Origin of the sequence: Candidatus Tisiphia endosymbiont of Ditula angustiorana (assembly GCF_964026425.1) — a bacterium.
GTDB lineage: Bacteria > Pseudomonadota > Alphaproteobacteria > Rickettsiales > Rickettsiaceae > Tisiphia.
Window position 1 is genome coordinate 675637 of the sequence record NZ_OZ032143.1, and the last position, 26994, is coordinate 702630.

Here is a 26994-nt window from a genome sequence, read left to right on the forward strand (position 1 = left end):
TAGAGGTTTATCAATGACAGAATTTACTCCTATTACAGTAGCTTATGGTGATGGTATAGGTCCAGAAATAATGCAAGCAGTACTGTATATTTTAAAAGAAGCTGAAGCAAGAATACGTATAGAAATGGTGGAAGTAGGAGAGAAATTATACAAGAAGCATTATACTTCAGGGATAGCACAAGATACTTGGGAATCATTGGCAAGAACTAAGATTCTTCTAAAAGCCCCTATTACCACTCCTTTAGGTGGTGGGTATAAAAGTTTAAATGTAACTCTTAGAAAAGCTCTCTCTCTTTATGCAAATGTTCGCCCTTCTGTCTCTTATGCTCCTTTTGTTAAAACACTCCATCCAGACTTAAATACGGTTATAGTACGGGAAAATGTTGAAGACTTATATGCTGGAATTGAATATCGCCAAACTCACAATGTTTATGAATCTCTTAAACTAATCAGCAGAGTTGGTAGTGAAAGAATTATTAGATATGCCTTTGAATATGCGATAAAAAATAACCGTAAAAAAGTCACCTGTTTTAGTAAAGATAATATTATGAAACTTTCTGACGGAATTTTTCATAAAGTTTTTGATGAAATGGCGAGTGAATATAAGCAGATTCAAAGTGACTATTATATAATAGACATAGGCACTGCAAGACTGGCAACTCAGCCAGGATTATTTGACGTCGTTGTAACCTCAAATCTGTATGGGGATATTATATCTGACGTAGTGGCAGAAATTTCTGGATCAGTAGGACTTAGCGGTTCTGCCAATATAGGTCAAAATTATGCTTTATTTGAAGCTGTACATGGCTCTGCCCCGGATATTGCAGATCGTAACTTGGCTAATCCTTCTGGTTTGCTTAATGCAGCAATTATGATGCTAGTTCATATTAAGCAAAATGATATTGCTGCATTAATAGAAAATGCTTGGAAAAAAACCATTGAGGATGGAGTTCATACTGAAGATATCTATGATGAGAAAATATCTAACAAAAAAGTTGGAACTAAGGAATTTGCTGATGAAGTAGTGAAAAGACTAGGTTTCAAACCTTCTAAGCTCGCAGTAGCTGCATATTCATCATCAACTGCACAAGAAACTATTGACAAGATATATTCGATTAATACTAAAGAAGCTAAAGAATTGGTAGGTAGTGATATATTCATACAGATGGAGGCTTTGACTGCCCATGATGTAGCAGCAAAAATTCAAACTATCAATTTAGGTGACTTAGAATTAAAAACCATAGCTTCTATGGGACTTAAATTATGGCCAAGAGATGAGAGATTTGAACTACTGTCTGACCATTGGTGTTGCCGCTTTATGGTAAAGAAAGATGGGGAAAGAGTAACGCATTTATCTATAGCCCATTTACTTGAAGCTCTAAGCAAGGCAAAAGTAGATTTTATTAAAATTGAAAATCTATTTGAATTTGATGGGAAAGCTGGATATTCGCTTGCTCAAGGAGAATAGAATATTTATGTTTTTTGTTATCGGTTATGGATTAATCTTACTCGGAATTATAGCAATATTTTCTGGGATTGTTGGGCTTTTTAGATTTCCTGATTTTTATACAAAAATTCATGCTGCTAGTGTAATTGAATGTTGCGGCGTACCTTTATCACTTGTTGGTCTTGCCTTTTTACAAGATGATTTTACTAGCTCTTTTAAATTAGTTTTTGCCTCTATATTGATTTTAATATTAAACCCGGTATCTACTCATGCAATTGGCAAGGCTGCTTTATTAGGAAAAACTAACCAAAAATAATTGATCGTTTATTTATGATAGCAGAAATAATAAATTTTCAACTAGCTAGCTGGTTGCTTATGGTAATCCTTATAATGCTTGCCATCGTATCAATTAAGATTATATTTTGTAATTCTTTATTAGAAACAGTAGTAATAAATTCTATTTTTAGCTTACTTATTGGTTTATCTTATCTTCTTATGGACGCTCCAGACGTGGCAATGACTGAGGTAGCTCTAGGTAGCTGTTTGTCTAGCTGTGTATTTTTAGGATTTTTAAGCAAATTACCAACCATACAGAAATGTAATCCTAAACCAACACGAGTAATAAGTTCATCAATTATATGTGTAATTTTTATAGTAGTGTTAAGCTTTGCAGGACTTGATTTTCTAGAATATGGATCTATAGATTCTCCTATGCAAAGTCACCTAACCAAATATTATATTGAAAATACTAAAAGTGATATTGGTATTCCCTCTTTTGTAGCAGCACTACTAGCTAGCTACAGAGGTTATGATACTCTTGGAGAAACGGCAGTCATTTTAATTGCTGGAATATCGGTATTATTGCTATTTTCACAAAAAAGTAATGAACATGCTTAAAGATTTTATCATTATAAAACATTCTACTCTTTTTATCTTACCTTATATATTCTTATATGGTCTATATATTCAAATTAATGGTGATGCATCACCAGGAGGCGGATTCCAAGCTGGGGCTATATTTGCTTCTATGATAATTGGTTTTGATTTAGTTCATGGTCAGTTTAAATTAAAACAATATTTTTCTACTGATTTACTAGTTGGTATTGCTACTATCGGGGTACTTATCTATGCCATGACCGGTATGGTATCAATATTATTTGATGATAATTACTTAAACTACTATTCTCTTGCAAATGATAAATTATTAGCTCAACATATTGGTATCTTTATCATTGAAATTGGCGTTGGACTTTGCGTTGCATCGGTTATGTGTTTAATATATTCTATAATGAGTACTGTAAAAACGTAACAATATTGTTAAAGAACAGCTAAAGGTAAGTCAATTATTTGGCTCTTATGCTAGAGGCAATTGGAACAGGATATAGAGAAGAAAACCACCTCATATTAGACTTGAAACTTATAATAACCTCAACTATTGATGTAAAACATCGGTTTAATAGCCTAGGGTGTCCCTGCACCTTGGGATGTCACCCCTGCGTATGCAGGGGTCTAAAAAATCGCCAAGAAGACTACTCAACCTTTTTAGATCCCTGCCTTCGCAGGGATGACATAAACGCCATGATGCCACCCCTAATGGCGATGATTACTTGAGCCTACTATTAATTTATTACATCAATACTTGAGGTTATAATATGCATAAACTAATACAGATAATAAAATGGGAATACTTAATTCAAAATCGTATTAATAATCTTAGCAAATATCTATTTATATTTTTTTTATTTTGTATTTTCAGTACTGCTTTAATCAATGACCAAGCAGATATTAAGAAATTTGGGGTTATTTTTTCAGTAATTTTTTTACCAATAGCCCTAATTGGCTTCTCTAGTCTAATATTAAAGCAAGATGTGGAGGATGGAAGTTTAGAGCTACTATTATCCAGTTTCACTGAGAGTGAAATTGTTACATCTAAATTATTTGCTATATTTTTTAGTTCACTTACTAGCTCTTTATTAAATATCCCGATAATTTATATTATTTTCGATCTTGATCTAATAACAGTAACCTATCTTTTTATCACTCTAACTTTGCTATTAACTTTGTCTAGTAGCCTACTAGTTTTAATTGGATCTATTCAAAGCTATTTTAGGTCAAATACTAACCTGCTAGCAATATTAATCATGCCACTATTAATACCCAACATAATACTTACCGGTCTTGTTTTACAAAATCTTGAGAATATAAGCCTAATTTTTGTTATGATTGGTATCAATATGCTTCTTTTACCAACCATATTTTATCTCTCATCATATCTAATTAAGAATATTTACAACATTTAATTTATATTATACACCATACTGACCACTTCACTAATAAAAAAATTGTTATTTTTTTATTATTCATGTAATTTAGTCGTAGTTTTTTAACCATTTTTTGGTAGTTATATATATGTGGCAAGCTTTAAGAAGACTAATAGCAGCTAACCCTATGGGGATGTTTTTATGGAGTATCATAGCTAAATGGTACTTTATGATAGCAGTTGCCTCTTTGATAGTATTATTTTGGGTAGCCAAGGGTCTTGAACAAATTGGATTTATAAAATATATGACCAATGCTACAACTGAAATTCTTTATACATCTAAATCAATTGCACAAAACTGTACTACAAAATTAGGTCCCAACTTTGAGAGCTTAACCAATTTTTGGAAATGTTTAGGAGACCCACCAAAATACGAGATTAAAGAAGAAGAAACAGGTGAAAAAGCTTTAGAAGATGGATTAAATAAGTTATTGCCTAAAGATAAGACAGTACCGGAAATGCTTCCATATCGCAATCCTTATGATTCTCCTAGAGATTCTACAGATAGTGATGGTAAATAAACCGATGGTAATTGAGAATAATATAAGCAAAATTAGGGTAATACTTCACTGTTAATCAGGGTAATTTAAAAGTCGCAATCATTAGTTGTTATAGATGTAAGTTTAATCACTACCGATGTCATCCCTGCGAAGGCATGGATATATATTACTTAATAGTCTTTCAGGCTATTTTTTTTAGATTCCCGCCTACGCGGGAATGACATCGAGTACATATTAAGCACTTTTTTCCTTATCTATTAGGCTTACAATCCGACTTTTAAATTACCCTGCTGTTAATTGCTGAAGCTACCCTTGATTTTTTGTTATTTTTCCAGTAATCTATTATAAGCTCAAGTATCGATGTAACAAATTAATAGTAGGATCAGTATCATCGCCATTAGGGCTGATGTAACCCATACGAAAGCAGGAGTCTAAAAATGTATAACATCTTTCCTGTCTATTTTTTTAGATTCCTGCCTTCGCAGGGATGACATAAAGGGAGGCGGAGATGATATTGAAGGTAGCGGGGATGATATATACGATGGAACGATGTCATTCCTGCGAAGGCAGGAATCTAAAGAAATAGACAAGAAGGGTGCTTTAGATATTTTATATCCTGCACTGAAACAGGGATGATTGCATGGACTTTGTCCATATATGACATCGAAGGCGTAGGAATGACACTGGGGCTATTAAACCGATGTCTTACATCGATATTTGAGATTATTATATTAAATATACTAGTCAGTTTATGTCAAATACTAATGATTATGATAAGGCAACTCGTAGAGATTTTATAACCTTAACTGCCAGCAGTATGGTTGTGGTTGGAGCTGCATGTGCCACTTGGCCTCTTGTTGATTCATTCAACCCTTCAGCGGATGTTCTTGCCCTATCTTCAATAGAAGTGGATTTATCTCACATACAACCAGGTCAAACTCTTACTGTTAAATGGCAAGGTAAACCGGTTTTTATTACTAACAGGACTCCTGAAAAAATTGCTGAAGCAAGAAATGTAAACCTTTCCGAGTTAATAGATCCCGAACTTGATCAAGTACGAGTTAAAGCTGGACATGATAAATGGTTAGTAACTATCGGCATTTGTACACATTTAGGTTGTGTACCACTTGCAAACCAGGGTGATTATGATGGTTGGTTTTGTCCATGCCACGGCTCTCAATACGACTCATCTGGTCGCGTTCGTAAAGGACCAGCTCCTTTAAATTTGGCTGTCCCACCATATGAGTTTATTTCCGATACAAAAATTAAAATCGGATAGTTATTTATGAATGAAACTAATGATCCTAAAAAATCAAACCCCGTTATAGAATGGATAGACTATAGACTACCTGTTTTCTCGTTCCTTAAACATTTAGGTGAATACCAAACACCCAAAAATTTAAGTTACCTATGGAACTTAGGGTCAATAGCTGGTATCGCTTTAGTAATTCAGATAATCACTGGTATTATTTTAGCTATGCATTACACTCCTCATGTTGATTACGCCTTTGAGAGTGTTGAAAAAATTATGCGTAATGTCAATTACGGCTGGTTAATACGTTATATACACTCAGTTGGAGCATCAATGTTTTTTGCTGCAGTTTATCTACACATCTGTAGAGGATTATATTATGGCTCATACAAAAAACCTAGAGAGTTGTTGTGGCATATAGGCATAATAATTTTTCTTACTATGATGGCTACTGCTTTCATGGGATATGTACTACCTTGGGGACAAATGAGTTACTGGGGAGCAACTGTAATCACCAATTTATTTTCAGCTATACCTATTATTGGCAAATCGATAGTTACTTGGCTTTGGGGGGGGTTTTCAGTTGATAACCCTACACTTAATAGATTTTTTGCTTTACATTATTTATTGCCGTTTATTATAGTAGCTTTAGTACTACTCCATTTAGTAGCACTACATATTCATGGATCAAATAACCCCAAAGGGATCGATGTTAAGTCATCCAAAGATACTATTCCTTTTTACCCGTATTATACGGTAAAAGACTTCGTTGGATTCGGTGTCTACTTTTTAATATTTGCCTTTTTTGTCTTTTACCAACCAAATTATCTAGGGCATCCTGACAATTACATACCAGCTAATCCTTTGGTTACTCCAGCTCATATAGTTCCCGAATGGTATTTTCTGCCATTTTATGCCATTTTACGTGCAGTACCGTCAAAGCTAGGTGGCGTAATATTAATGTTCTCTAGTATTTTATTATTATTTGTTTTACCTTGGCTTGACAGTTCAAAAGTTAGGAGTAGCAATTATAGACCAATGTTCCGTATAGCTTTTTGGCTGTTCATATTTGACTGCTTGACACTTGGGTATCTTGGAGGACAACCAGCAGAAGAACCTTACATTACCTTAAGCCGGTTTGCTGCTACTTATTATTTTTTTCATTTTTTAATTGCAGTACCCCTAATTAGCAAATATGAAAAAACTCTGCCATTACCGGATTCTATATGAAAGACAACAAAATTATACAGGGGCATTTGAACTTCAGCTTTATAGCAAAAAAGATGTCCTTCCTAGCTAAAGGCTTTGCCCGTGTAGATCAGGGGCTATCATTCTTAGCAACGGCGGAATCTATGATATTTAAACCGATGTCATCCCTACGAAAGCAGGGATCTATTATACTTAATGACCTTTCTTTTCTGTCATGGAGAAACTCTATTATTTGTCTATTCATATTATTACTATCAAACATCTCTATCGCAAACGAAGCACTACCTGCAAAAAAGATTGCTTGGCCATTTGATGGAGTTTTTGCAACTGTTGACAGGAAAGCTGCACAGCGTGGATTCCAAGTATATAAAGAAGTATGCAGTAGCTGTCATGGTCTTTATAATTTATATTATCGTAATCTTAAAGATCTAGGATTTTCAGATGAAGAAATTAAAGAAATAGCCAAAAATTATACTGTACAAGATGGTCCAAATGATGCAGGAGAAATGTTTGAAAGACCTGCTCTACCCTCCGATCCATTTGTTCGTCCCTACCCCAATGAACAAGCAGCAAGAGCTGCCAACAATGGAGCAGATCCGCCTGATTTATCGTTGATTATCAAAGCAAGACCTGATGGAGCAAATTATTTATATTCTATACTTACTGGTTATAGTGATCCTCCTGAAAATTTTAAACTAATGCCAGGATTAAATTACAACCCATATTTTCCACATAGTCAGATTGCCATGCCAGCTCCCTTGTCAGATGGACAAGTAAAGTATATAGACGGAACAAACTCATCAGTCGAACAAATGGCTATGGATGTTACAACATTTTTACAATGGGCTGCTGAACCTGAAATGGAAAACCGTAAATCCATGGGTTTGAAAGTGATGATGTTCTTAGTAATTTTTATAATTTTCTTCTATATCTCTAAAAATAGAATTTGGAAGAATCTAGAAACAGAAAAGTATAAATAACAAATCTTTAGAAGTAATTTAACCTCAGTTCGATATAAGAATTAATAATTCTTATATCGAACTGGCTTTGTTATAAGGAAAAATGCACTCTTGAAGCGGCTGACACGAGTGCATTTTAACTTTTTTCATCATTCAATATGTGAATGGAGTGTTATATTTTAACAATCAGGTGGGCAGCCGCTTCAAACCTGATTGTTTCTATATATAACACGAAAGTTCGATGTAACAAGTTACATCGAATTCAGGTTAATTTACTTTTTAGTGTAATACCATTTCCCATTATTAACTACGCTATTTAGCACTACAGTTGTAGTACTAATGTCAAAACGATGTCATCCGAGCTACGGCGGGGATCTAATAATGTTTAATAGTCTTTTACTCGATAATCAAGTTTTTATTGAGTTATATAATTCATGGCAGTTTAAAAGTCATGAAAAGAACTCGAGAAGATGTCATTCCTGCTTCGGTCAGGAATCTAAAAATACAGGAACACCTTAGACGTAAAGGTTTTTGAGATCCCCGCCGTAGCTCGGATGACATAAACTACCATGAATTGTATGCCTTAGAAAAAACTTGATTATCGAGTTTTAGGCTATTTTTTTAGATTCCGCACCAGAACAAGAATGACATCTCTGGGTAGTAACTCATAGTACCCTACATTTTTTATATAACCACTATTAAAATGGCTGCTGATCGTCTATTAGCGAGGAGTCGCTGAAAGCGACGACGCGGCAATCTAGGATACGCGAAGCGTACTAGAAAAAACAGCTTCGCTGTTTACCTAGGGTGTGTCATCAATTGAGCCAAATTACCATGGAAGCCATATAAACAGCACCCAAAAAGTTCTGAGATGTTTTGTCAAATCGTGTTGCAATAGCTCTATATTGCTTCAATTTTGCAAAAAAGTTCTCAATCAAATGCCTAGCTTTATATAGGTCCTTATCATACTTAGCTGGATTCACACGATTCTTCTTTGGGGGAATCACAGCTATACATCCCTTATCTTTCAGCTTATCTCGCATACGTACATCGGCATCATAAGCCTTATCAGCAAGTACAGCATCCGCTTTCGTCAATTCATTCATCAAAACATCAGATCCTTGCAAATCATGAGCTTGACCCGGGGTAAGATGGAATCCCGTTGGATTCCCTAGAGCGTCACATGTGGCATGGATTTTAGTACTCAGCCCCCCTTTACCTCGTCCAATTGCTTGGTCATCATCTAACTCTTTTTTTTAGCACCGGCACTATGTTGATGAGCCCTAACAATGGTTGAATCAATCATGGCATACTCGTTATCAGCATCTTCAGCCAGCATCTCAAAAACCTTTTTCCACACACCTGTCTTGCTCCACCTTGAATGACGTAGGTGAATCACTCGAAAATCTCCAAAACGTTCAGGTAGGTCTCTCCAAGGTATACCAGCCCTATATCGATACAAGACTGCTTCTACAAATAGGCGATTATCCTTGGCTGTTACACCAACAGACTCTTCCCTTCCAGGTAGCTTATCTTTAATCCGATCCCATTGATCGTCACGTAGAGCATATCGACGCATAGAGAAAATTTATCCTTAATTTTTTCTCTATTACACAACAAATAAACGCTCCTGTCAACTTAATTGATGACACACCCTAGATCGCCACGGCATCTAAAGATGCCTCGCGATGACGATTATAGAAAAATGTAGGGTACTATGGTAGTAACTACAACTGTAGTATTAGCGTAGTTAATAATGGGAATATATAAGTTAAGTCAAGAAACTCTCAGAACGTTCCGATAGAAAGTAACCCGACAGCTTCTTTTTGTTCTCTAGTAAGGTAAGTCTAGGTATATATAACCCTGCCATTTGCTTGGATAAATTTACTCATACCTTCAACTATTCCTACTTATTTTAGCTAAGTTCGATGTAACAAGTTAATACTAGGTTCAGTATCATCCCTGATGTCACCCCTGCGAAAGTAGCGGGGTCTAAAAAATATCCTAAAGGGTTGTTTATATTGCACGAGGCGGTAACTGGAATTTCTCTTGTTCATTAACAATAGTACTATTCACTCTATTATTAGTGTCATTTTTACCAACTTTCCCATTAGGGTCATTTACCTTTACATCATCATAATCTTCACTAAGAAATTTTCTTTTCATTTCTGATTTATTGAGTACACTCTTAGTTTTATTAGTTTCTAGCTTTTTAATTGTTTTATGACTATCTGTTTCTATTGGTAACATATCAGCACTTTGTGTTTTAGCATTTTTTCCCGCAGGACAACTATACTTTTCTAAATCTTTTTTAGTTTCATGCAGCATAGCTTTAATTTGCTCTAGCTCTTTGTGCAACTTACTGTTTGCCTCATCACTATTCCGCTTTTTCACCCTATCACTTGCCAAGTTCAATGAAGGATAATCTTTGTCTTGATTTAACTTCTGCCTTCTTTTGCGATCTGCATCCTGTTTTACCATCTTAAGATACATCTGACGATTTCTTAAAGTTGGATTGATTGTTTCCGTATCAGCTTCACTAAGTAAATCTTCATCATCGTCATCAAAATTTCCTTCCATGACGTTCCTTTTTGCCGTTGATATATACTTCTTATTATAAAGAGGCGGACGCTTACCACCTTCAAAACCTTTGGTATCTATAATTTTATTATTAGCAGATTTTTTAAAATATCCTCTAAAACCATCAGTACAACCTGAAAGTAGGAACAATCCCAAAACTGTAATAATAATTTTCCCTAACATAAAGCAATCCGATAATTTTTTACTAAACATAATTAATGACACAGAATTATTAAAGTTGCAAGCAGCAATTCCCTCAACTGAATTAAAAAGTCAGCTTATTATTTCTTCTACTGCGTCAGCTAAAGTCTTACTACCATCATTTTTCCTTTTTAATAACTCATTAGATGTTTTTTTTAATATATCACGATTTTTTACTAGCACTAAGAGTTTATTGGCTAATTTTTCTGCTGTGATTGTACTTTGTTCAAAACACCACCCTGCCCCACTATCTTCTAGAGCCTTGGCATTATAGAATTGATGGTTTTCGCTAGCTGAAGGTAGTGGAATAAAAATCGCCGGCAATCCCACATAGCAAAGCTCAGAAATAGTCGATGCCCCAGCTCTTGATATTACTAATTCTTGATTAGCATATTGCTGATCCATATCATAAAAAAAATCTGCCAACTTATATGGAATTTTCAACTGAGCATAAATTTTAGCAATATTATCATGATCTTCTAGGGAAGCTTGTTGGGTAATATGCAATTTAATATCAGGATTTGATTGTACTAATATCTGAATAGCTTCAGGCACTAAAGTAGAAAAAATCTTTGCTCCTTGGCTTCCTCCAAAAATAAATATTCGGAAAATATCATTATTAAAATTTTCCCTAAATTTTAGGTTTTTAACATTCTCCCGTACTATATTTCCTATAACCAATTTCTTATTCTTATCAAGAATATTATAATTTTTAGTTTCATCATATGTAAGAGCAACTTTCCTAGCATATTTTAAGAAAAATCTATTAGCTTTACCAATAAAGCAATTTTGTTCATAAATTATGATAGGAATACGTAAAAATACTGCAGCGAGCAATGGAGGAAAAGTCGGATAGCCACCAAACCCAATTATAGCATATGGTTTAATCTTCACTAATAGCAATAACATCTTAAAAGTTATAATTAATAAAGAAATCAATAATTTAAACTTATTAAATAAACCTTTAGGTGGCAATCTAAAATTTATTATATGTGGTATAAGCTTTAAATCTTCAGTTAAATATTTTTGGCATCTAACATCGGTGATAAGATGCGACTCATACCCACGTTCCATTAATTCTTCACCTAAAGCAATAGCGGGGAACAAATGACCAGCCGTACCACCACCAGCAACAATTATATTCTTCATATGTCAATATCTTGAATTTTATATTTACTAAGAGAGGTTTTATGTTTGGTAAAACCAAGCAGCATCCCCGTAGCAATGGCTATGGCAAGAGTTGAAGAACCACCATAACTAATAAAGGGTAACGTCATACCTTTGGTTGGCAATAAGTTCAAGGTTACACCAATATTAACGATTGCTTGTAACCCTATTTGGGAAATAATACCACTTGCTGCTAATTGAATAAATTTATTTTCTTCATTAATAAGTTTAAGTAAACTACGAATAACTATAAAAGCAAAGATCCCTACAATGATTAAACAAATAATTGCCCCAAATTCTTCACCAGCAACAGCAAAGATAAAATCAGTATGCGAATCCGGCAATACTTGTTTTACCGCCCCTTCACCAGGACCACGACCGTATAAACCTCCATGCTCAAACGCCCTGATTGACTTACCAACTTGGTAATTACTACTACTATCAGGATCCAAGAAACTATTAATCCTTTTTGTTACATGAGGAAGCCAAAAGTAAGCTGCTGTAACCCCAAATACCAACATAAAAGCAGCAAGTATAATCCAAAATATCGGCATACCAGCAATAAAAAGTTGAATACCAAAAACAGCAGTAACCATCACTAACATACCAAAATCTGGCTGGATAATTAATAATAAAGCAACGATACTATAAAGACTTATGCAAATAGAAAAACTTGGAAATTCACCTTCAAATTTCAGCGATAATATCCAGCCTGCCACCACTGCAAAAAATGGTTTTACAAATTCTGAAGGTTGCATAGAGAGACCTAGAATATTAATCCAACGAGTAGCCCCCTTAACCTCATAACCATAAAATCTAACTAAAATTAATAATAATATACTACCAATAAATCCTAGAATTGAGAATCTCTTTAACCATTTTTTTGAGAAAAAAGAAAAAAAAATGATTAGTAACAAAGCACTAGCAAGGTAGAATAATTGTCTAGATGCAAAATAATACTCATTAAGTCCAATTCTATTTGCTACTGCTGATCCTGATGTGGTAACCAACATCATACTAAACACAAATAGGATTACTAAAGCAATAATCATTTGCTGGTCAATACTACGCCACCACCATTTTATATAGTTGTTAGACAATTCATTATTATTATCTTTAGCCATGATTAATAATAGCATTATATAATTCTATAAATAGATTCCCGCGTTCCTCAAAATTTTTAAATTGATCGTAGGAAGCACAAGCCGGGGCTAGCAGAATATTCTTTATACCCCCCGTATCCTCTATTGCATCTCTAAAGGCAGAATTAAAAGCCTCCGTTAAATCTTGACAAATTTGGCAATCTACCTTGCCATTAAGGAATGATGCAAAAAGATCTTTGTCTTGACCAAAAAGATAAGCCTTACGAATTTTATAAAACCATGGCTCTAGCTCTGTTATTCCTCCTTCTTTTGCTATCCCCCCAGCTAACCAATATATATTATCAAGCGATGAGATGGATTTTGAGGCAGCCATGCTATTGGTAGCTTTGCTATCGTTATAAAAATTTATCCCTTGTACTGTACCAACATATTGCATTCTATGTGGTAACCCCTTAAATAGCCCGATAGCGGCAATTATTTGTTCTGACCTTGCCCCTATAACTCGACAGGCTGCATAACTAGCGGCAATATTTTCTTGATTATGCATACCTTGTAGATAGTTATTATTATGGAGATTAATAGTAATCGGTTCAAAAATATTGTCATAAATAATATTATTACAAATTGATATTCCTTTATTAAGAATTTCATAAATAGAGATTGGTACTACATTTGTCCTATTTTCCTTTTGTAATTCTAGAAAAATATTCTTGGTAATTTCATTATCAACACTAATTATAGCAAATGAATCTTTATCCATTCGATTAAATATCTTTTTTTTAGCAGCAATATAGCCTTGCATGTTATTATGTCGGTCTAAATGATCTTGCGTGATATTAAGAAGCACCACAATTTTGGCTTTAAAACTGTTTAATAAATCTAATTGGAATGAGGATAGCTCCAATACATATCCTTTACTATCTAACCTCATAGCCAAAACAGGAAAACCAATATTTCCTCCAACTTGATAATCAAAACCACAAGATTGTAAAATATGACCGGTTAAAGCAGTGGTAGTACTCTTACCATTAGTACCAGTTATGCCAATGAAATTAGCTGCCTCAAGCTCTCTTAACCTAACTTCCTCAAATAACAGATCTATATCTGAAGTTATCGGTATATTATGGGAATTAGCCATTGTAACAATGTCATGAGACAAAGGAATACCTGGACTCAGTAGAATCTTATCAAGATTTTGCCACTGCAGATCAGATAAGCTAACAAGACTATCACTCCCATAGATTTTGGTAAAAGCATCCTGACTGCTACTTGCTTGATCATAGCAAATTACTTTAGCTACTTTATTCAGTACTTCCCAAGCAGCTATACCAGTCTTACCTAAACCAACTATACCTATATTCTTATGTTTTTGCGAAAGAAATGATGACATAATTTTTAGGATCACCTTGTTACTTATGTTTACTATTTACAGTACTTAGCTGTATTTTGATTAAAAATTACTCGAAAATTATTCAATGCAGGCATTATCTATAATTTTTCTTGCAATATCTATACCAATTGTGGTAACTTTCATATGGGTCTCCTTAATTGTTGTTTTAGGTTTATTCCTAATTCTAGAAGTTTAGCATATGCTTCTCATTCTGTATATAGGGAGATCCATACTATTACCCCTGCTCTCCATTATGTCATCCCTGCGAAAGCAGGGATCTAAAAAAGTTTAAATGGTCTTCTATGCTATTTTCTTTAGATCCCGCACCGAAGCGGGGATGACATAATGGCGAGTAGGGGTGACATCCCACAACTGTCGAAAGTTTACAAATACCTATACCACAGCTTCTATTAGCGAGCGTAAGCGAAGCAATCTAGGAAACAATCATAGATAAATGATGTTATTGGATTGCTTCGTCGGTCTTACGACCTTCGTAGCTCATGACGTATAAAAAAGCTGTATTTACTAACTTTCAACAGTTATGTGGTGACATCCTTAAAATTTCAAAAGAATTTTGTTGCTGAATTTTCAGCAATCTCTGACTTATTATCAAGCTCACTACTTAAAGACTTTACATTACTTTTAAATTGTTTAAATTTTGCTAATTGCTTGCCAGCAAGTTCTATGCCTGGACTAGATTTAACGTGCATAGGGTTTATGTTCTTACCACCTATTTTAACCTCATAATGTAAATGTGGCCCCGTAGTTCTACCAGTACTACCAACATACGCAATAACTTGGCCTTGTTTAACTATACTTCCTGGCTTAAGATTTTTAGCAAAATTAGAAGCATGAGCATAAGCAGTTGATAGATTTTGACTATGTTTGATCTGTATAAATTTTCCATAGCCAGATTTCCATCCTATTTCAGTTATCACCCCATTACCTGCAGCATAAATCGGCGTACCAGTTGGAGCAGCAAAATCAACACCTTTGTGCATTTTGGTATAGCCTAAAGTAGGATGATGTCTATTACCATAATGAGAAGAAATTCTAACTAATTTAACAGGGGTTCTAAGCAAACTTCTTTTTACACTTTTACCATCTTCAGAAAAGAAATCATGATTATTGGGTGTATTGTCTAGAGAATACCGGAAAATATTATATTCTTTACCTGACAAATTAAGCGATACATATAAAACCTTACCATGATGAGAAAATTTACCTTCCTTGGTAACAAATTTTTCGGTTATAACAGTTACCGTATCACCACTTTTAATTTGACGTTGAAAATCAATCTGATAACTATACGAGTTAATCAGCTCAATTATACTATTACTTGATAATCCCAACGATTTTAAGGCCGACATAAAACTTGAATTAATAACCACAGAAGATTTGGTTATTAATTTATTTAGAACTTTGGTTACATCTTTCGCATAAAAACTTTCCTCTTCTCTAATAATTTCTAAAGATTTAACATTATCATACGCTATGGTTATTTTATTCAATATACGTGACTCAGAAGCAAGATCTTCATCGTCTTGTTCAGTAATTTTTATTTCATAATCAAAAACAAGTTGCTGTCCTATCTTCAGGGAAGATTCAATATTCTTGTCTTTTACTAGTTTTATGATTTGGTTTATTTCATTATTTGGAATTTGTTGCCGTAAAAGTATTGCCTTTAATGTATCACCTTTTTTGACTGTTATAACTTGAGAGATTTCATTTGATAGTTCTTCTGAAGATTCAAGCTCTGGCTCTGCTATAGTAATTGACATAGTATCACTAACGAACTTATTGATCGATAAAGATACAAAAGTAGCAAACCCCATAAAAAGGAATATAGAAAAGTACGAGAAAATGACCCTAAATTTAGACTTAATATGCGGGTTTGTTAATATAAGGCGGATAATAGCTTGCATTAATGCTCACTTAAGTGATATTGATTTATGAAAAAATAAATAACTAACCAAAAATTTATTTAAATATTTTTAGTTTTTATTTGATCTTTTATGTAGTGATCCTACCAATATGGAGTATAGAGAAATAAATTACAATAAAAATATTACTAAAGTTTTACTTATTTTAAACTAACCTCAAGTATTGATGTAAGACATCGGTTTAATAGCCTAGGGTGTCATCCCTACGAAGGTAGCGTGATCTAAAACTATATAATACCATTTCCCATTATTAACTACGCTAATACTACAGTTGTAGTTACTACCTAGAGCTGTCATTCCCGTGTAGGTGGGAATCTAAAAAAATAAGCCTGAAAGACTATTAAGTAATATAACCTCAGTTCGATGTAAGAATAATTATTATTCTCTGCACGCTCGATGTCATCCCTGCGAAGGCAGGGATCTAAAAATGTTTAAGCACTTAATCCTTGCTACTTCTTTAGACCCCTGCCTCATAGTACCCTACATTTTTTATATAACCACTATTAAAATGGCTGCTGATCGTCTATTAGCGAGGAGTCGCTGAAAGCGGCGACGCGGCAATCTAGGATACGCGAAGCGTACTAGAAAAAACAGCTTCGCTGTTTACCTAGATCGCCACGGCATCTAAAGATGCCTCGCGATGACGATTATAGAAAAATGTAGGGTACTATGCCCCTGCCTACGCAGGGGTGACATCCCCCACAATAGAGATGATACTGGGTCTAGTATTAACTTGTTACATCGAACTGAGGTTAATATAGATTCCTGCCTTCGTAGGAATGACATCAATAGTGGTTAAACTTGTATCTATAACAACTAATGATTGTGACTTTTAAATTACCCTGGTTGTTTCACTTTGCCTTTTCATCTCCAGGTAATACATAACTTGGTCCTTGCCAACTTGATGAAAAATCAAATTCTCTATATGGTTGGTCGAGTTTCACTGGCTCATATACTACTTTTGCAAGAGTCTCATCATATTTAACCTGCACGTAACCCGTTAATGGGAAGTCTTTTCTGAGAGGATGACCGACAAAATCGTAATCTGTTAGAATACGACGATTATCATGACTACCACCAAAAATTACTCCAAACATATCATATGCTTCGCGTTCATACCAGCAAGCAGCACTAAATATTTTGGTAACTGAGGGGATTATGTCATGTTCTCCAGCCTCAATTTTTACTAATATACGTTTATTTAATTTAAGACTTAGTAAATTATATACTATCTCAAACCGATTAGAGCGGTTTAGGAAATCAGCAGCAAATAGATCTGTTAGCACAGTAAAACGCAAATCCTCAGATTCTTTAATTGCCGATAAAAATGGTAGCAAACTTTCTATACCAGCGTTATAGCTAATAAAATGTATATTCAAATCATTTACAGGCAAAGCAGTTATCTCAAGCTCCTGATTTTTTATTAAGTCGTCAATGATATTTTCCATTTGTTGCCTAGGGTAATTTAAAAGTCATATTTTCACCTTCTCTAAATCTAGTAGTTCTTCTAATCTTCTTTTGTAACTGCATTAAACCATAAATCAAAGCTTCAGCAGTTGGAGGGCAGCCTGGCACGTATACGTCTACTGGAACAATCTGATCACAGCCGCGTACTACTGAGTATGAATAGTGATAATAACCACCGCCATTGGCACAGCTTCCCATTGACAGAACCCACTTAGGTTCAGTCATTTGATCATAAACTTTTCTAAGAGCCGGAGCCATCTTATTTGTTAATGTCCCTGCAACTATCATTAAATCAGATTGACGTGGACTCGGTCTAAACAACATGCCAAAACGATCCATATCATAGCGGCTAGAAGCAGCTTGCATCATTTCTACTGCACAACATGCAAGACCAAAACTCATAGGCCAAAGTGAATTAGATCTAGCCCAGCCTATCAAATCATCGAGTTTAGTTATAAGGAATCCTCGGTTTGAAATTTCTTCTTCAAGGAGCTTATCTTGATCGTATTCATATAGATCTATCTTTGCTTGCATGTCATTACTCCCAGTCTAAAGCACCTTTTTTCCATTCATATACAAAACCGATAGTAAGTACCAATAAGAAAAACATCATTGAGAAGAAACCAAATTTACCAATTTGTCCAAGCGTAATAGCCCACGGCACCAAAAAAGTTATTTCTAGATCAAAAATAATAAATAAAATAGCTACTAGATAAAAACGTACATCAAATTTGCTTCTAGCATCACCAAAAGGTTCAAATCCACATTCATAACTATCCAACTTAGCCTTATTATATTTTCGAGGAGCTAAAAGCCTTGGCAATGTAACTATTACCAACGACAAAACTGATGCTATACCAAAAAACACAGCTATAGGCAAGTATTCCTGTAAAATATTAGATGTTTCCAACATTAGTAATTATACTCCTGTGATTTTGCAAGAAGTAACTTAAACAAAATCATCGCTCCAAAAGAGCTGCAAACCCACCATATTTGCCAAATGTTAAATGAAATCATACCTATTATATAATAATTTATAAAGCAAGCATAGGCAACTGACTTGTAATTTAATACATCTACGTCTATTTTGTTATTCTCCTTCGTTCGATTCATCTTACCACTTTTAGAAGACTGCACTAAGGATATATTACTAATTTTTTGAATATATTTGTAAATTAAAGATAAAAATAGTATCAAACCTATTAAGCCCGTTTCCAATAAAATTTGCATTATATTATTATGTGGGTGTAGAGGAAGGGGAGACCACGTCCACTGGTTATAGCTAATCATTTGTTTCTCATCAATTTTAAAATTTCTTGATGAAGCAAATCCATGACCCAAAATTGGTTTCTTGATAATTTGTTCGGCAACAAAGTGCCAAATAAATACACGGTGCTTAGCAGAGTTTGGTAGAAATTTGGCATAGTGATCTGAGGCATAATGTGGTTGTATTTTATATGCAATTATCGGCATCAATATTGAACCAGATATCATAGCAAGGGTAAATAATTTCAAAAAAACAGATTGTAGTGATTTGGTTACCAACAGCCTATTTGTTAAAAATACTAATCCAGCTACGGTAAATGCTAAAGAGCTTGCAAGGCTATCTGAGATATAGAGCAAATAAAAAATTATCAGGTAATATATTAGTGCTAATAAATATCTATGATATGATCTATTATATGATATAATTATAGCTATAGCTACCCATGAAAGAACTGATAATAAAGAACATCCTCGGTCAAGAATGAATAAAAAGAATTGACATGAGGATTTTGGCTGAAAAACAGTACGGAAAGCCCTTGTTATAATACCGTGAGATGCGTATTCTATAAAAAACAGAGCAATTGCTGCTGTTATTCCTATAATAAAGTATATTTTTATTTTAGTTACATTTATGGATAATTTGTCAATATTGCTATTTACGATAAACCCTATTAGAACAATTAAACAAACCTGTAGATAGTTAAATAAAGAGGCGGGGTAATTAGGTGAATAAAAATTTGTTATAAGACACCAAAGACAAAATAGTAATTCCAGTTTCCAATTGGATAACAAAGTTTCTTTAATAGTAGCGTATTTCAAATGAATAAAGATTTTATCTCGCAAAGCAATTAATATAGTTAATAACAACATAGGAACTGTTACTGCAGCAGAAAAACCAGAAATCAATCCAACTACTGGGAATAACATAACTAATAGGCAGATCATGGATTGTATACTCTTCTGCTTTAAAGAATTGGCTTTTGCAAATACTTGCGGGACATTCGCGTACTCACGTACTAAATGTACGTTCCGCTCACTCTCCTCTTGTTTATTGTCCCCATTCTTCAAATCATTTGAGTATATCATTACTTAAAATATCCTATAAACAATTTTTAGCAAAGATTTCATAAATAGGATGTTCAAAGGTGGAGACTGAAATACTTGACGAGATAAGCCATCCTTGGAAAATTAACATAGCATCCTCATCAATTTTATGCTCTGTAATGGTTAATAGCATGTAATTATCTTCATTATAAGGATCAAGATTTTTAATACATTTATGAAGTTTAATTTGAATATTACCAAAATATTGTGGTTCATTAGGCTTTAATACCAGCTCCTTTGATGTTGCTGTGATTTTATTTAAAGCAATAATCTTACCAAGACTGCAAGTTTTTAATTCTGAATGTTCAACATTATTTTGTATATTTAGCAAATTATTAGAATCAGCAACATGCTCAGTAAAATTATTATCTTTTTCTAATTCATTACTTTCATCTGTAGTATCAAGGAATTCCATATTTTGAGCAGTATCTTCAGCTTGTCCATAAGAAGAAAGAATGCATAAAAACCCCATTATACTGGCAAATATAAGGTGCTTCATCAATTTCTGCAACATGCGAAAATAACAATTCTTTAAGTTATAATTTGGACTATGCTGAATTATACTAGCATGTAGCAAAATTGTATATATAAAATTTTGCAAGAATGTAACTAGGGCGGTTTAAAAATCGCAACTGAAGATGGAAAATATCACCCCCGCATAGGCGGGGAGCTAAAAATAGCATAGATAGGTATGTTATACCATTTCCCATTATTAACTACACTATTTAGCACTACAGTTGTAGTACTAATGTCAAAATGATGTCATCCCAGCGAAAGCTGGGATCTAATAATGTATAATAGTCTTCTAGGCTATTTTTTTAGATTGTATCTTGAATATTAGCTCAATATGGAGTTAATATGGTCGGAAGGAGTGACGCCGTTTAATTTAGATTGGTCTTTAAAGACCGAGGGAATCTTGGTGCACTCCTTCCTTGAATCGCAAAGTATAATACGAACGGTAGGATGATCCTTTAGAGATCGAATTTACAATCATGTATCAAAACTTTGCAAAACAACCACTAATTATAGGTAAAGCAAATGACTGAAAAAAGCAAGATATTTATGGGAATAGATGTTTCAAAAAATACGCTTGATATATCTATGAACAATATTCATTGTAAGATTAAAAATACAGATAAAGCTATTTCTGATTTTATAAAATCAGAAATAGCTTCTCGAAATATTGTGCTTACTGTTTTGGAATCTACTGGCGGTTATGAACGTTTGGTTATGAGGATGTTGCAACAAGCCGGGCTTGCTGTGCATAGAGCTCATCCTAATAGAGTTCACGCTTTTGCCAAGGTCTGTAACCATTTTGCTAAGACTGATAAATTGGATGCGTTATTACTTGAGAAATATGCAGCTTTTATTGCTAATGATGAGAAAGGAGACCAAATAATTTCTGTTATACAAGAAGAATTACAATCTTTAAGGAGCATAGAACGTAATATAGAAGAAGAGATACATGCTAATCAATGCAGAGCAAAAGTTGCATCCAGGAAGGCTAAGCAATATCTCGAGAAAATGATAAAGTTTGGCAAAAAGCAACTTGATGAAATTAGAGAAGATATAAAGGCTGCTATAAAGGAAGATAAGAGTTTAAAGGCCAAAAATGATTTACTCATAAGCTATAAAGGTATAGGTGAAAAAACAGCTAGTGTTTTGCTAATAGAACTGCCAGAGCTTGGTGTGCTGAGCAATAAGGAAATTGCAAGCTTAGTTGGACTCGCCCCAAAAACAAGCCAAAGCGGTCAAAAAACTCTCAGTACAGGACAAAGAGATTAACAAGGTGATAATCGGAGTAAAGATGGTATTATTGGCTTAATAAATTTTGTTATAACTTCCATCCATTTTTCCATCATTTCTGCAATATTCAAAAATATTCTCTGCAAGTAATCTAAGCCATACCTGAATAAGGATATAGACTTTCTACCATGTTTTTTAAGCTTTATAGGTTTGATAGAATTTTGCCATTGACCCACAACATAAGCAAAAGTAAATGCTATAGCAAGTAAACCAAGCAATTTACTAATTCTATCTAAATGTATTATATGGGTATTTTCAAAATTGAAGCCCCGCGTTTTAAGGCAAGCAAAAAGGTTTTCGATATTCCATTATTAAAACATCTATAAATTTAGAATTGACAAATTCAGGAGAATCACCGACACTGAGTAAAGCAGCATTGCTAACCCTAGTTGAATGGGTAAAGAAATATCATAATAGGAGTACCTATATTGAAATTCATGCAATGGGAGAACATTCCCACAGAGAATCGTCAGCGCCTAATAAATTTATTAGGAACAATGTCATTGAAAAAACTACAAAGTTTGACAATAAACATGGAGAAAGGCAATGATAGATCAGGAGAAAAAATCACCTCAAATTACGTTATTAAGTGGAAAAATCCAAGCTTGTCACTACGACCGTCTAGCAATTGTCTATGTAAGGCAGTCAACCCTGCAACAAGTAGAACGGCATAGTGAATCGACAAAATTACAATATAATCTAGTGGGAAGAGCCTATGATTTAGGATGGTCTGCTAACAGAGTAGTTATAATTGATGATGATTTGGGTCAATCTGGTTCAACTGCAGAAGGTCGTCCTGGATTTCAGCGTTTAGTTGCTGAAGTTGGGTTAAACCGTGTTGGTATAGTATTAGGAATAGAAATATCGCGATTGGCTCGTTCATGTAGGGATTGGTATCAATTACTAGAAGTATGTGCACTTTTTAGAACCTTGATTGCTGATACTGATGGTGTTTATGATCCAGTTTCTTATAATGATCGGCTACTATTAGGTCTTAAAGGTACAATGTCTGAAGCGGAATTACATATAATTAAACAGCGTATGCTACAAGGAAAGAAAGCCAAGGCTCGTAGAGGAGAGTTAGGTATGCAAGTTCCTATGGGATATGTTAGAAGGGCTTCCGGAGAGATTATTAAAGATCTAGATGAGCAAGCACAAACAATTATTCAAATGGTATTTGAGTTATTTGATAAATTCTCTACAATTAATGCAGTATTGAAATATTTAGCTAAAAATAACATTCAAATGCCATATAGAGAACGTAGTGGTTTGCAAAAAGGTGAATTAGCATGGCATCGTCCTAATAGAGCTACCTTATCAAATTTATTACATAATCCTATATATGCTGGAGCTTATGTATATGGTCGTAGACCCACTGAACCACACAAAAAAAAGCTTGGTAGACCCTCTACTGGAAGGACAGTTGCTAAAATGTCTGACTGGGAAGTGATGATAAAAGATAAAGTTCCTGCTTATATTAGTTGGCAACAATATGAACGTAACCAAAGACAATTATTAACCAACTCTATACAAGGAATTGGTATAGCAAGACAAGGTAGTTCACTATTAACTGGTCTTATTGTTTGTGGTCGGTGCGGTCTAAGAATGGTTACTTGTTATACAAATAATAGTAATAAACTACGTTACATTTGTCGTAGGATGGCTGTTGATTATGCTGAAGATACTTGCCAATCATTAGTTGGAGATGGGCTAGATGAATTAATTACTAATCAGGCATTAGAAGTATTAAAACCAAGTGCTTTAGAAGTTAGCTTACGTGTGGCAACAGATGCTGAGCAAGAGCATAATAATTTACAAAAACATTGGCACAAGCAGCTGGAGAGAGCAAAATATGAAGTTGAACGTAGCTATCGACAATATAATGCCTCAGAACCGGAGAATCGTCTTGTTACTAGGACTCTTGAGAAAAAGTGGGAAGAATCATTATCTGCAGAAGAAAAATTAAAGCAAGAATATAACAAATTTTTAGCTAATCAGTCAAAGATTCTCTCTAGCACTGAACGTGAATTAATATACAAACTAGCCAATGATATTCCTGCCTTATGGGCATCAGAAACTACTACAGTAGAAGAACGGAAAGAAATTTTACGTTTACTTATTGAGCGTGTTCTAGTAACAGTAGAAGGGATAAGTGAGAAAGTGTCTGTGGAAATACATTGGTCAGGTGGATATAAAACTAGTACGAATTTTATTCGTCCTGTAGCAAAACCTGAACAACTTAGTTATTATCATGAATTAATTGCATTGACAACAAGTCTAAGAACTCAAGGTATGACATTGCAACAAATTGCCGATAATTTAAATCAACAAGGACTCCATCCACCTAAATTATTAGGCGGTTTTAGTAAAAATATAGTAGGTACATTACTGAGTCGTAACAATGTTATACCTTTTCATAGAAAAACACTATCAGCAGGAGTTGATCGCACTTACGATGAATTTACTTTTAGCGAATTATCTCAAGAAACAAATGTACCACAACCAACTTTATATAAATGGATGCAACAAGGAGGATTAAAAGCAAGAAAAGCAAAAAATACATTAAACCGTTGGATTTGGCTAATTACAGCCGATGAGCAAGAAATTAAAAGATTAAGCTCATTAAGAGAACAACCAAAACAATGGATTTACCATTCTAGGGTAGAAAAAGTAGACTAAATAATAAACATTAATTAAAATATCAACAACATCACTATTATAGAGGCATTATGGCTGGTAAATCTCAATTTCCCAACGTTTTTTGTAAATATCTAAAGCCTGATAGGGATTGTCATTGGTAGCTATAATGACTAACTCTCCTTCTCCATTACGCAAAGCAGAAATAAAAACCTTAGGTCCTTTATAATTCTTTCCTAAATATCTCTTACCTTTGAATATCCTATATTCATTATTCTTTAGCTTTTTTACTAGGTGATTTGCGGTAACTAATTCATCTTACGACCTGCCAATAGTTAAATTTTCCTTTATTCGTACATAAAACGGGATATTACGATCTGCTAAAAATTTCAACCAACTATCACCGATAAATTCACGGTCTCCAAGCAATGATAATATTTTTTCTACCCCAAATGATTTCAAAAATCTATCTATTAATTTTTGACGTTCACTACTATTGGAAGTGCCAGTTTTTGCTAACATATCCCACATAATTGATATAGCTATACCATTGTGACAAATTGACAATACTAAAATATTGATGTCAAGCTTGCCAAATTTCCAATTTGTCCGATCAAGCACTAGTAACCATTGTTCAGCATCAATTCCAGCCAACCTAACCAGTAACTTGGCTAAGGACGTATATGATAATTCACATTTGGCAAAAAATCTCTGTAATTTCTTATAGCGTGATTCTTGCTTATCTCCTTTTATCGTTAAGGCAAGCTGTGTAAGATTTACATCTCTCACTTGCAATAATCCTAATATTATTTGTTCTATTAATTTTATGCTTGCAAAACTATTAAAAAAGTAGTCTCCTATTAATTGTGATAACGCTGTAATCATTCTCTTGCCTCTTAAGTCTTCAATAACCTAAGTAATAGAGCTTTGGCTACGCGTTATCTACTATTTTTTATTCTCTCCTTAATCTCTTTGTCCTGTACTGAGGTGCTTAAGAAGGAAAATATTGAGAGAATAAAATTTTGATGAATGACCTGTTCAGCACTATAGCCAAAAGAAGTTTTTAAAAGATTGCCACAATGCATATAAGCAAAATAAAAACATACAGGACACATACATTCTATTAGAAACAATGCTATTATTGTTACTTTATTAGCTTTTTCCTTCCATATTGGATTATTTTCTAGTTTTTTAAGATCTATGCTGGCAACATTTGAAGGCTGCTGAAAAGTTCTTTTTAGTTGACGCTTAGCGTCAGCAAATTCCGGCGTTTCTCTAAGATTCCTTCGAGCTGCTGTGCCGATCAGTGCTACGCCTGCTCCCATCCAAAAGGCTATGCGCCAATTAAATCCATAGGAGGTTACTAACGATGCTATGCCTAAAGCAGCAACTTCTCCTAAAGTACTAAAAATGGAAATTGATGAAGAAACCGGATATTGGATTGGTGGGTTTATAGATTCAATTAAATAAAGTCTTGCTCCTATTGTTTCTCCCATAGAGGACATTCCTTGTAGTATACGGCATATTGTAACCAACCAAGAGGCTGTAATGCCTATTTGGACATAAGTAGGTAGATTAGCCATGGTAATACATGATAAAGCCATCATAAAAGTCGTTATAATAACGGTAGTCTTACGCCCTATATTATCACCTATATAGCCAAATATTACTGCACCAACAGGTCTAAAAATAAGACTAGAACAGAAAGCCGTAGCAGAGTAAATTGCTGTAGTATGTGGATCACTTTGAGGAAAAAACAACTCATTAAGAAATACCGCCATATGTACATAAAGCATCAAATCAAAATATTCTAAAAAAGTCCCGATCGAAAGCAACCCAACAGCTGATTTTTGTTCCTTCGTTAGGCTTCTTTGTTCTTGCTGATATCCTATCATTTATTTACCTTACTATATTATTTATATAATAACCAATGTCTTACATGTCATTCCCGCGAAGGCAGGGGGCTAATACGATCTTACGATGTCACCCCTGCGTAGGCAGGGGGCTAATACGATCTTACGATGTCACCCCTGCGTAGGCAGGGGTCTAAAATAACTTAACACAACCTAATATTGATCATTTTTTAGATTCCTGCCTACGCAGGAATGACATAACCCCTCGCAGGGATGACATAGTACGCTGGAATAACATCATCCCAACGAAAGCTGGGATGACACCCTAGGTTATTAAACCAATGTTCTTACATCGAATTGAGATATAACATATATATTGATGATTTGGTTGAATGATAGCAAGAAATAAATAATACAGAAAATTGAAATAATAAATCTTGGTTGTAACAATATCACGGTTCTATAAACAAATTAGAAAGGGAAAAAGAGATATTGGTAAAAATATAGGCTTAAGATCAAAGAGATGTTGACTATCAAAACTGCATCGCAATTTTAAGAGTGAAATTAGTAGCTCTAATTATCCTGTCTTTAAGTTGTCCGTACTTATTAAATAACCTTAGAAGTTCTTTAGATGTTTTCCTACTTCAAGCATTTGTTGTTTTGTTCATGTCTGATAATATGCCGGCTACCCCAATTTTTTATAAGCATTTTCCTGTATTTAAACGTTTTACCTGTGCCACTCTCACATATGCCCTATCACGTGCTTTTATGTATGTCATTGTATCCTTTG

The 26994-nt window shown here is 34.2% G+C and carries 24 protein-coding genes and 1 pseudogene; 11 read left to right on the forward strand and 14 right to left on the reverse strand.

The genetic code is table 11. The features are described 5' to 3' along the window. The first annotated feature begins 13 nt into the window (after positions 1 to 13). From AAGD29_RS03110 to AAGD29_RS03145, 8 genes and pseudogenes are all read left to right on the forward strand, one after another. On the forward strand, positions 14 to 1468 hold the full coding sequence (locus AAGD29_RS03110) for an NADP-dependent isocitrate dehydrogenase (RefSeq protein WP_341758477.1): 1455 nt from the start codon (positions 14 to 16) through the stop codon (positions 1466 to 1468). Between the two features lie 7 nt (positions 1469 to 1475). Further along, complete coding sequence (locus tag AAGD29_RS03115) at positions 1476 to 1763, forward strand: Na+/H+ antiporter subunit G (RefSeq protein WP_341758478.1); 288 nt, start codon at positions 1476 to 1478, stop codon at positions 1761 to 1763. Positions 1764 to 1777: 14 nt separating this feature from the next. After that, positions 1778 to 2756 (forward strand): annotated as a pseudogene (locus AAGD29_RS03120) (DUF4040 domain-containing protein). Between the two features lie 343 nt (positions 2757 to 3099). Beyond that, the gene (locus tag AAGD29_RS03125) at positions 3100 to 3747 is read left to right on the forward strand and encodes a heme exporter protein CcmB (protein WP_341758479.1); all 648 of its coding nucleotides are present in this window, start codon (positions 3100 to 3102) and stop codon (positions 3745 to 3747) included. A gap of 109 nt (positions 3748 to 3856) precedes the next feature. Next, the gene (locus AAGD29_RS03130; RefSeq protein ID WP_341753570.1) at positions 3857 to 4288 is read left to right on the forward strand and encodes a DUF2670 domain-containing protein; all 432 of its coding nucleotides are present in this window, start codon (positions 3857 to 3859) and stop codon (positions 4286 to 4288) included. A 730-nt stretch (positions 4289 to 5018) separates the two neighbouring features. After that, a complete protein-coding gene (gene petA / locus AAGD29_RS03135) occupies positions 5019 to 5546 on the forward strand; it encodes a ubiquinol-cytochrome c reductase iron-sulfur subunit (protein WP_341753569.1) in 528 nt (175 codons plus the stop codon). A gap of 6 nt (positions 5547 to 5552) precedes the next feature. Beyond that, positions 5553 to 6749, forward strand: a complete 1197-nt coding sequence (locus AAGD29_RS03140) for a cytochrome b/b6 (protein ID WP_341758480.1) — start codon at positions 5553 to 5555, stop codon at positions 6747 to 6749. A 206-nt stretch (positions 6750 to 6955) separates the two neighbouring features. After that, positions 6956 to 7708: a cytochrome c1 gene (locus AAGD29_RS03145; protein WP_341758742.1), complete on the forward strand. Its 753-nt coding sequence runs from the start codon at positions 6956 to 6958 to the stop codon at positions 7706 to 7708. A gap of 794 nt (positions 7709 to 8502) precedes the next feature. Here the strand turns inward: AAGD29_RS03145 and AAGD29_RS03150 are convergent. The 11 genes from AAGD29_RS03150 to AAGD29_RS03200 all read right to left on the reverse strand — a co-directional run bounded on the left by AAGD29_RS03150 (position 8503) and on the right by AAGD29_RS03200 (position 20407). Further along, positions 8503 to 9266, reverse strand: a protein-coding gene (locus AAGD29_RS03150; protein ID WP_341757859.1) for an IS5 family transposase whose coding sequence is annotated in 2 segments (ribosomal slippage) — positions 8503 to 8931 and positions 8934 to 9266 — 762 coding nt in all. Because the reading frame shifts where the segments join, the coding sequence is not laid out codon by codon here. Positions 9267 to 9703: 437 nt separating this feature from the next. After that, positions 9704 to 10423 carry a hypothetical protein gene (locus tag AAGD29_RS03155; RefSeq protein WP_341758481.1) on the reverse strand — a complete coding sequence of 240 codons (720 nt, stop codon included), beginning with the start codon at positions 10421 to 10423 and terminating at the stop codon, positions 9704 to 9706. 117 nt (positions 10424 to 10540) lie between these two features. After that, positions 10541 to 11617 carry an undecaprenyldiphospho-muramoylpentapeptide beta-N-acetylglucosaminyltransferase gene (gene murG, locus AAGD29_RS03160; protein WP_341758482.1) on the reverse strand — a complete coding sequence of 359 codons (1077 nt, stop codon included), beginning with the start codon at positions 11615 to 11617 and terminating at the stop codon, positions 10541 to 10543. Further along, positions 11614 to 12774, reverse strand: a complete 1161-nt coding sequence (gene ftsW, locus AAGD29_RS03165; protein ID WP_341758483.1) for a putative lipid II flippase FtsW — start codon at positions 12772 to 12774, stop codon at positions 11614 to 11616. Before ftsW ends, murG begins: the two co-directional genes overlap by 4 nt. Then, entirely contained in the window at positions 12752 to 14128 is a 1377-nt protein-coding gene (murD, locus tag AAGD29_RS03170) for a UDP-N-acetylmuramoyl-L-alanine--D-glutamate ligase (RefSeq protein ID WP_341758484.1), read from the reverse strand. Before murD ends, ftsW begins: the two co-directional genes overlap by 23 nt. Positions 14129 to 14691: 563 nt before the next feature. Further along, positions 14692 to 16053, reverse strand: coding sequence for a M23 family metallopeptidase (locus AAGD29_RS03175; protein WP_341758485.1), 1362 nt, complete (start codon positions 16051 to 16053; stop codon positions 14692 to 14694). Positions 16054 to 16922: 869 nt separating this feature from the next. Continuing rightward, entirely contained in the window at positions 16923 to 17519 is a 597-nt protein-coding gene (locus AAGD29_RS03180) for an NADH-quinone oxidoreductase subunit C (protein WP_410521170.1), read from the reverse strand. Positions 17520 to 17526: 7 nt separating this feature from the next. Next, a complete protein-coding gene (locus AAGD29_RS03185; protein ID WP_341758486.1) occupies positions 17527 to 18072 on the reverse strand; it encodes a NuoB/complex I 20 kDa subunit family protein in 546 nt (181 codons plus the stop codon). 4 nt (positions 18073 to 18076) lie between these two features. After that, positions 18077 to 18451, reverse strand: coding sequence for an NADH-quinone oxidoreductase subunit A (locus tag AAGD29_RS03190; protein ID WP_341754178.1), 375 nt, complete (start codon positions 18449 to 18451; stop codon positions 18077 to 18079). After that, a complete protein-coding gene (locus tag AAGD29_RS03195; RefSeq protein ID WP_341758487.1) occupies positions 18451 to 19890 on the reverse strand; it encodes an O-antigen ligase family protein in 1440 nt (479 codons plus the stop codon). The genes AAGD29_RS03190 and AAGD29_RS03195 overlap by 1 nt, the downstream gene beginning before the upstream one ends. 13 nt (positions 19891 to 19903) lie before the next feature. Next, positions 19904 to 20407, reverse strand: a complete 504-nt coding sequence (locus AAGD29_RS03200; protein ID WP_410521171.1) for a DUF2155 domain-containing protein — start codon at positions 20405 to 20407, stop codon at positions 19904 to 19906. A gap of 539 nt (positions 20408 to 20946) precedes the next feature. Between AAGD29_RS03200 and AAGD29_RS03205 the strand changes: the two genes are divergently transcribed. Continuing rightward, positions 20947 to 21693, forward strand: a complete 747-nt coding sequence (locus AAGD29_RS03205; protein WP_341758488.1) for an IS110 family transposase — start codon at positions 20947 to 20949, stop codon at positions 21691 to 21693. Here the strand turns inward: AAGD29_RS03205 and AAGD29_RS10230 are convergent. Then, positions 21690 to 21932 carry a hypothetical protein gene (locus tag AAGD29_RS10230; protein WP_410521172.1) on the reverse strand — a complete coding sequence of 81 codons (243 nt, stop codon included), beginning with the start codon at positions 21930 to 21932 and terminating at the stop codon, positions 21690 to 21692. The genes AAGD29_RS03205 and AAGD29_RS10230 overlap by 4 nt on opposite strands. Positions 21933 to 22048: 116 nt before the next feature. Here AAGD29_RS10230 and AAGD29_RS03215 point away from each other — a divergent pair, with 116 nt between their 5' ends. Further along, complete coding sequence (locus AAGD29_RS03215; RefSeq protein WP_341757397.1) at positions 22049 to 22264, forward strand: hypothetical protein; 216 nt, start codon at positions 22049 to 22051, stop codon at positions 22262 to 22264. Next, a complete protein-coding gene (locus tag AAGD29_RS03220) occupies positions 22261 to 24393 on the forward strand; it encodes a recombinase family protein (protein ID WP_341757396.1) in 2133 nt (710 codons plus the stop codon). Before AAGD29_RS03215 ends, AAGD29_RS03220 begins: the two co-directional genes overlap by 4 nt. 276 nt (positions 24394 to 24669) lie before the next feature. Here AAGD29_RS03220 and AAGD29_RS03225 read toward each other — a convergent pair whose 3' ends face one another. Further along, entirely contained in the window at positions 24670 to 25236 is a 567-nt protein-coding gene (locus AAGD29_RS03225) for a hypothetical protein (RefSeq protein WP_341758489.1), read from the reverse strand. Positions 25237 to 25289: 53 nt separating this feature from the next. Next, a complete protein-coding gene (locus tag AAGD29_RS03230; protein ID WP_341758490.1) occupies positions 25290 to 26246 on the reverse strand; it encodes an MFS transporter in 957 nt (318 codons plus the stop codon). Positions 26247 to 26994: the final 748 nt, after the last annotated feature.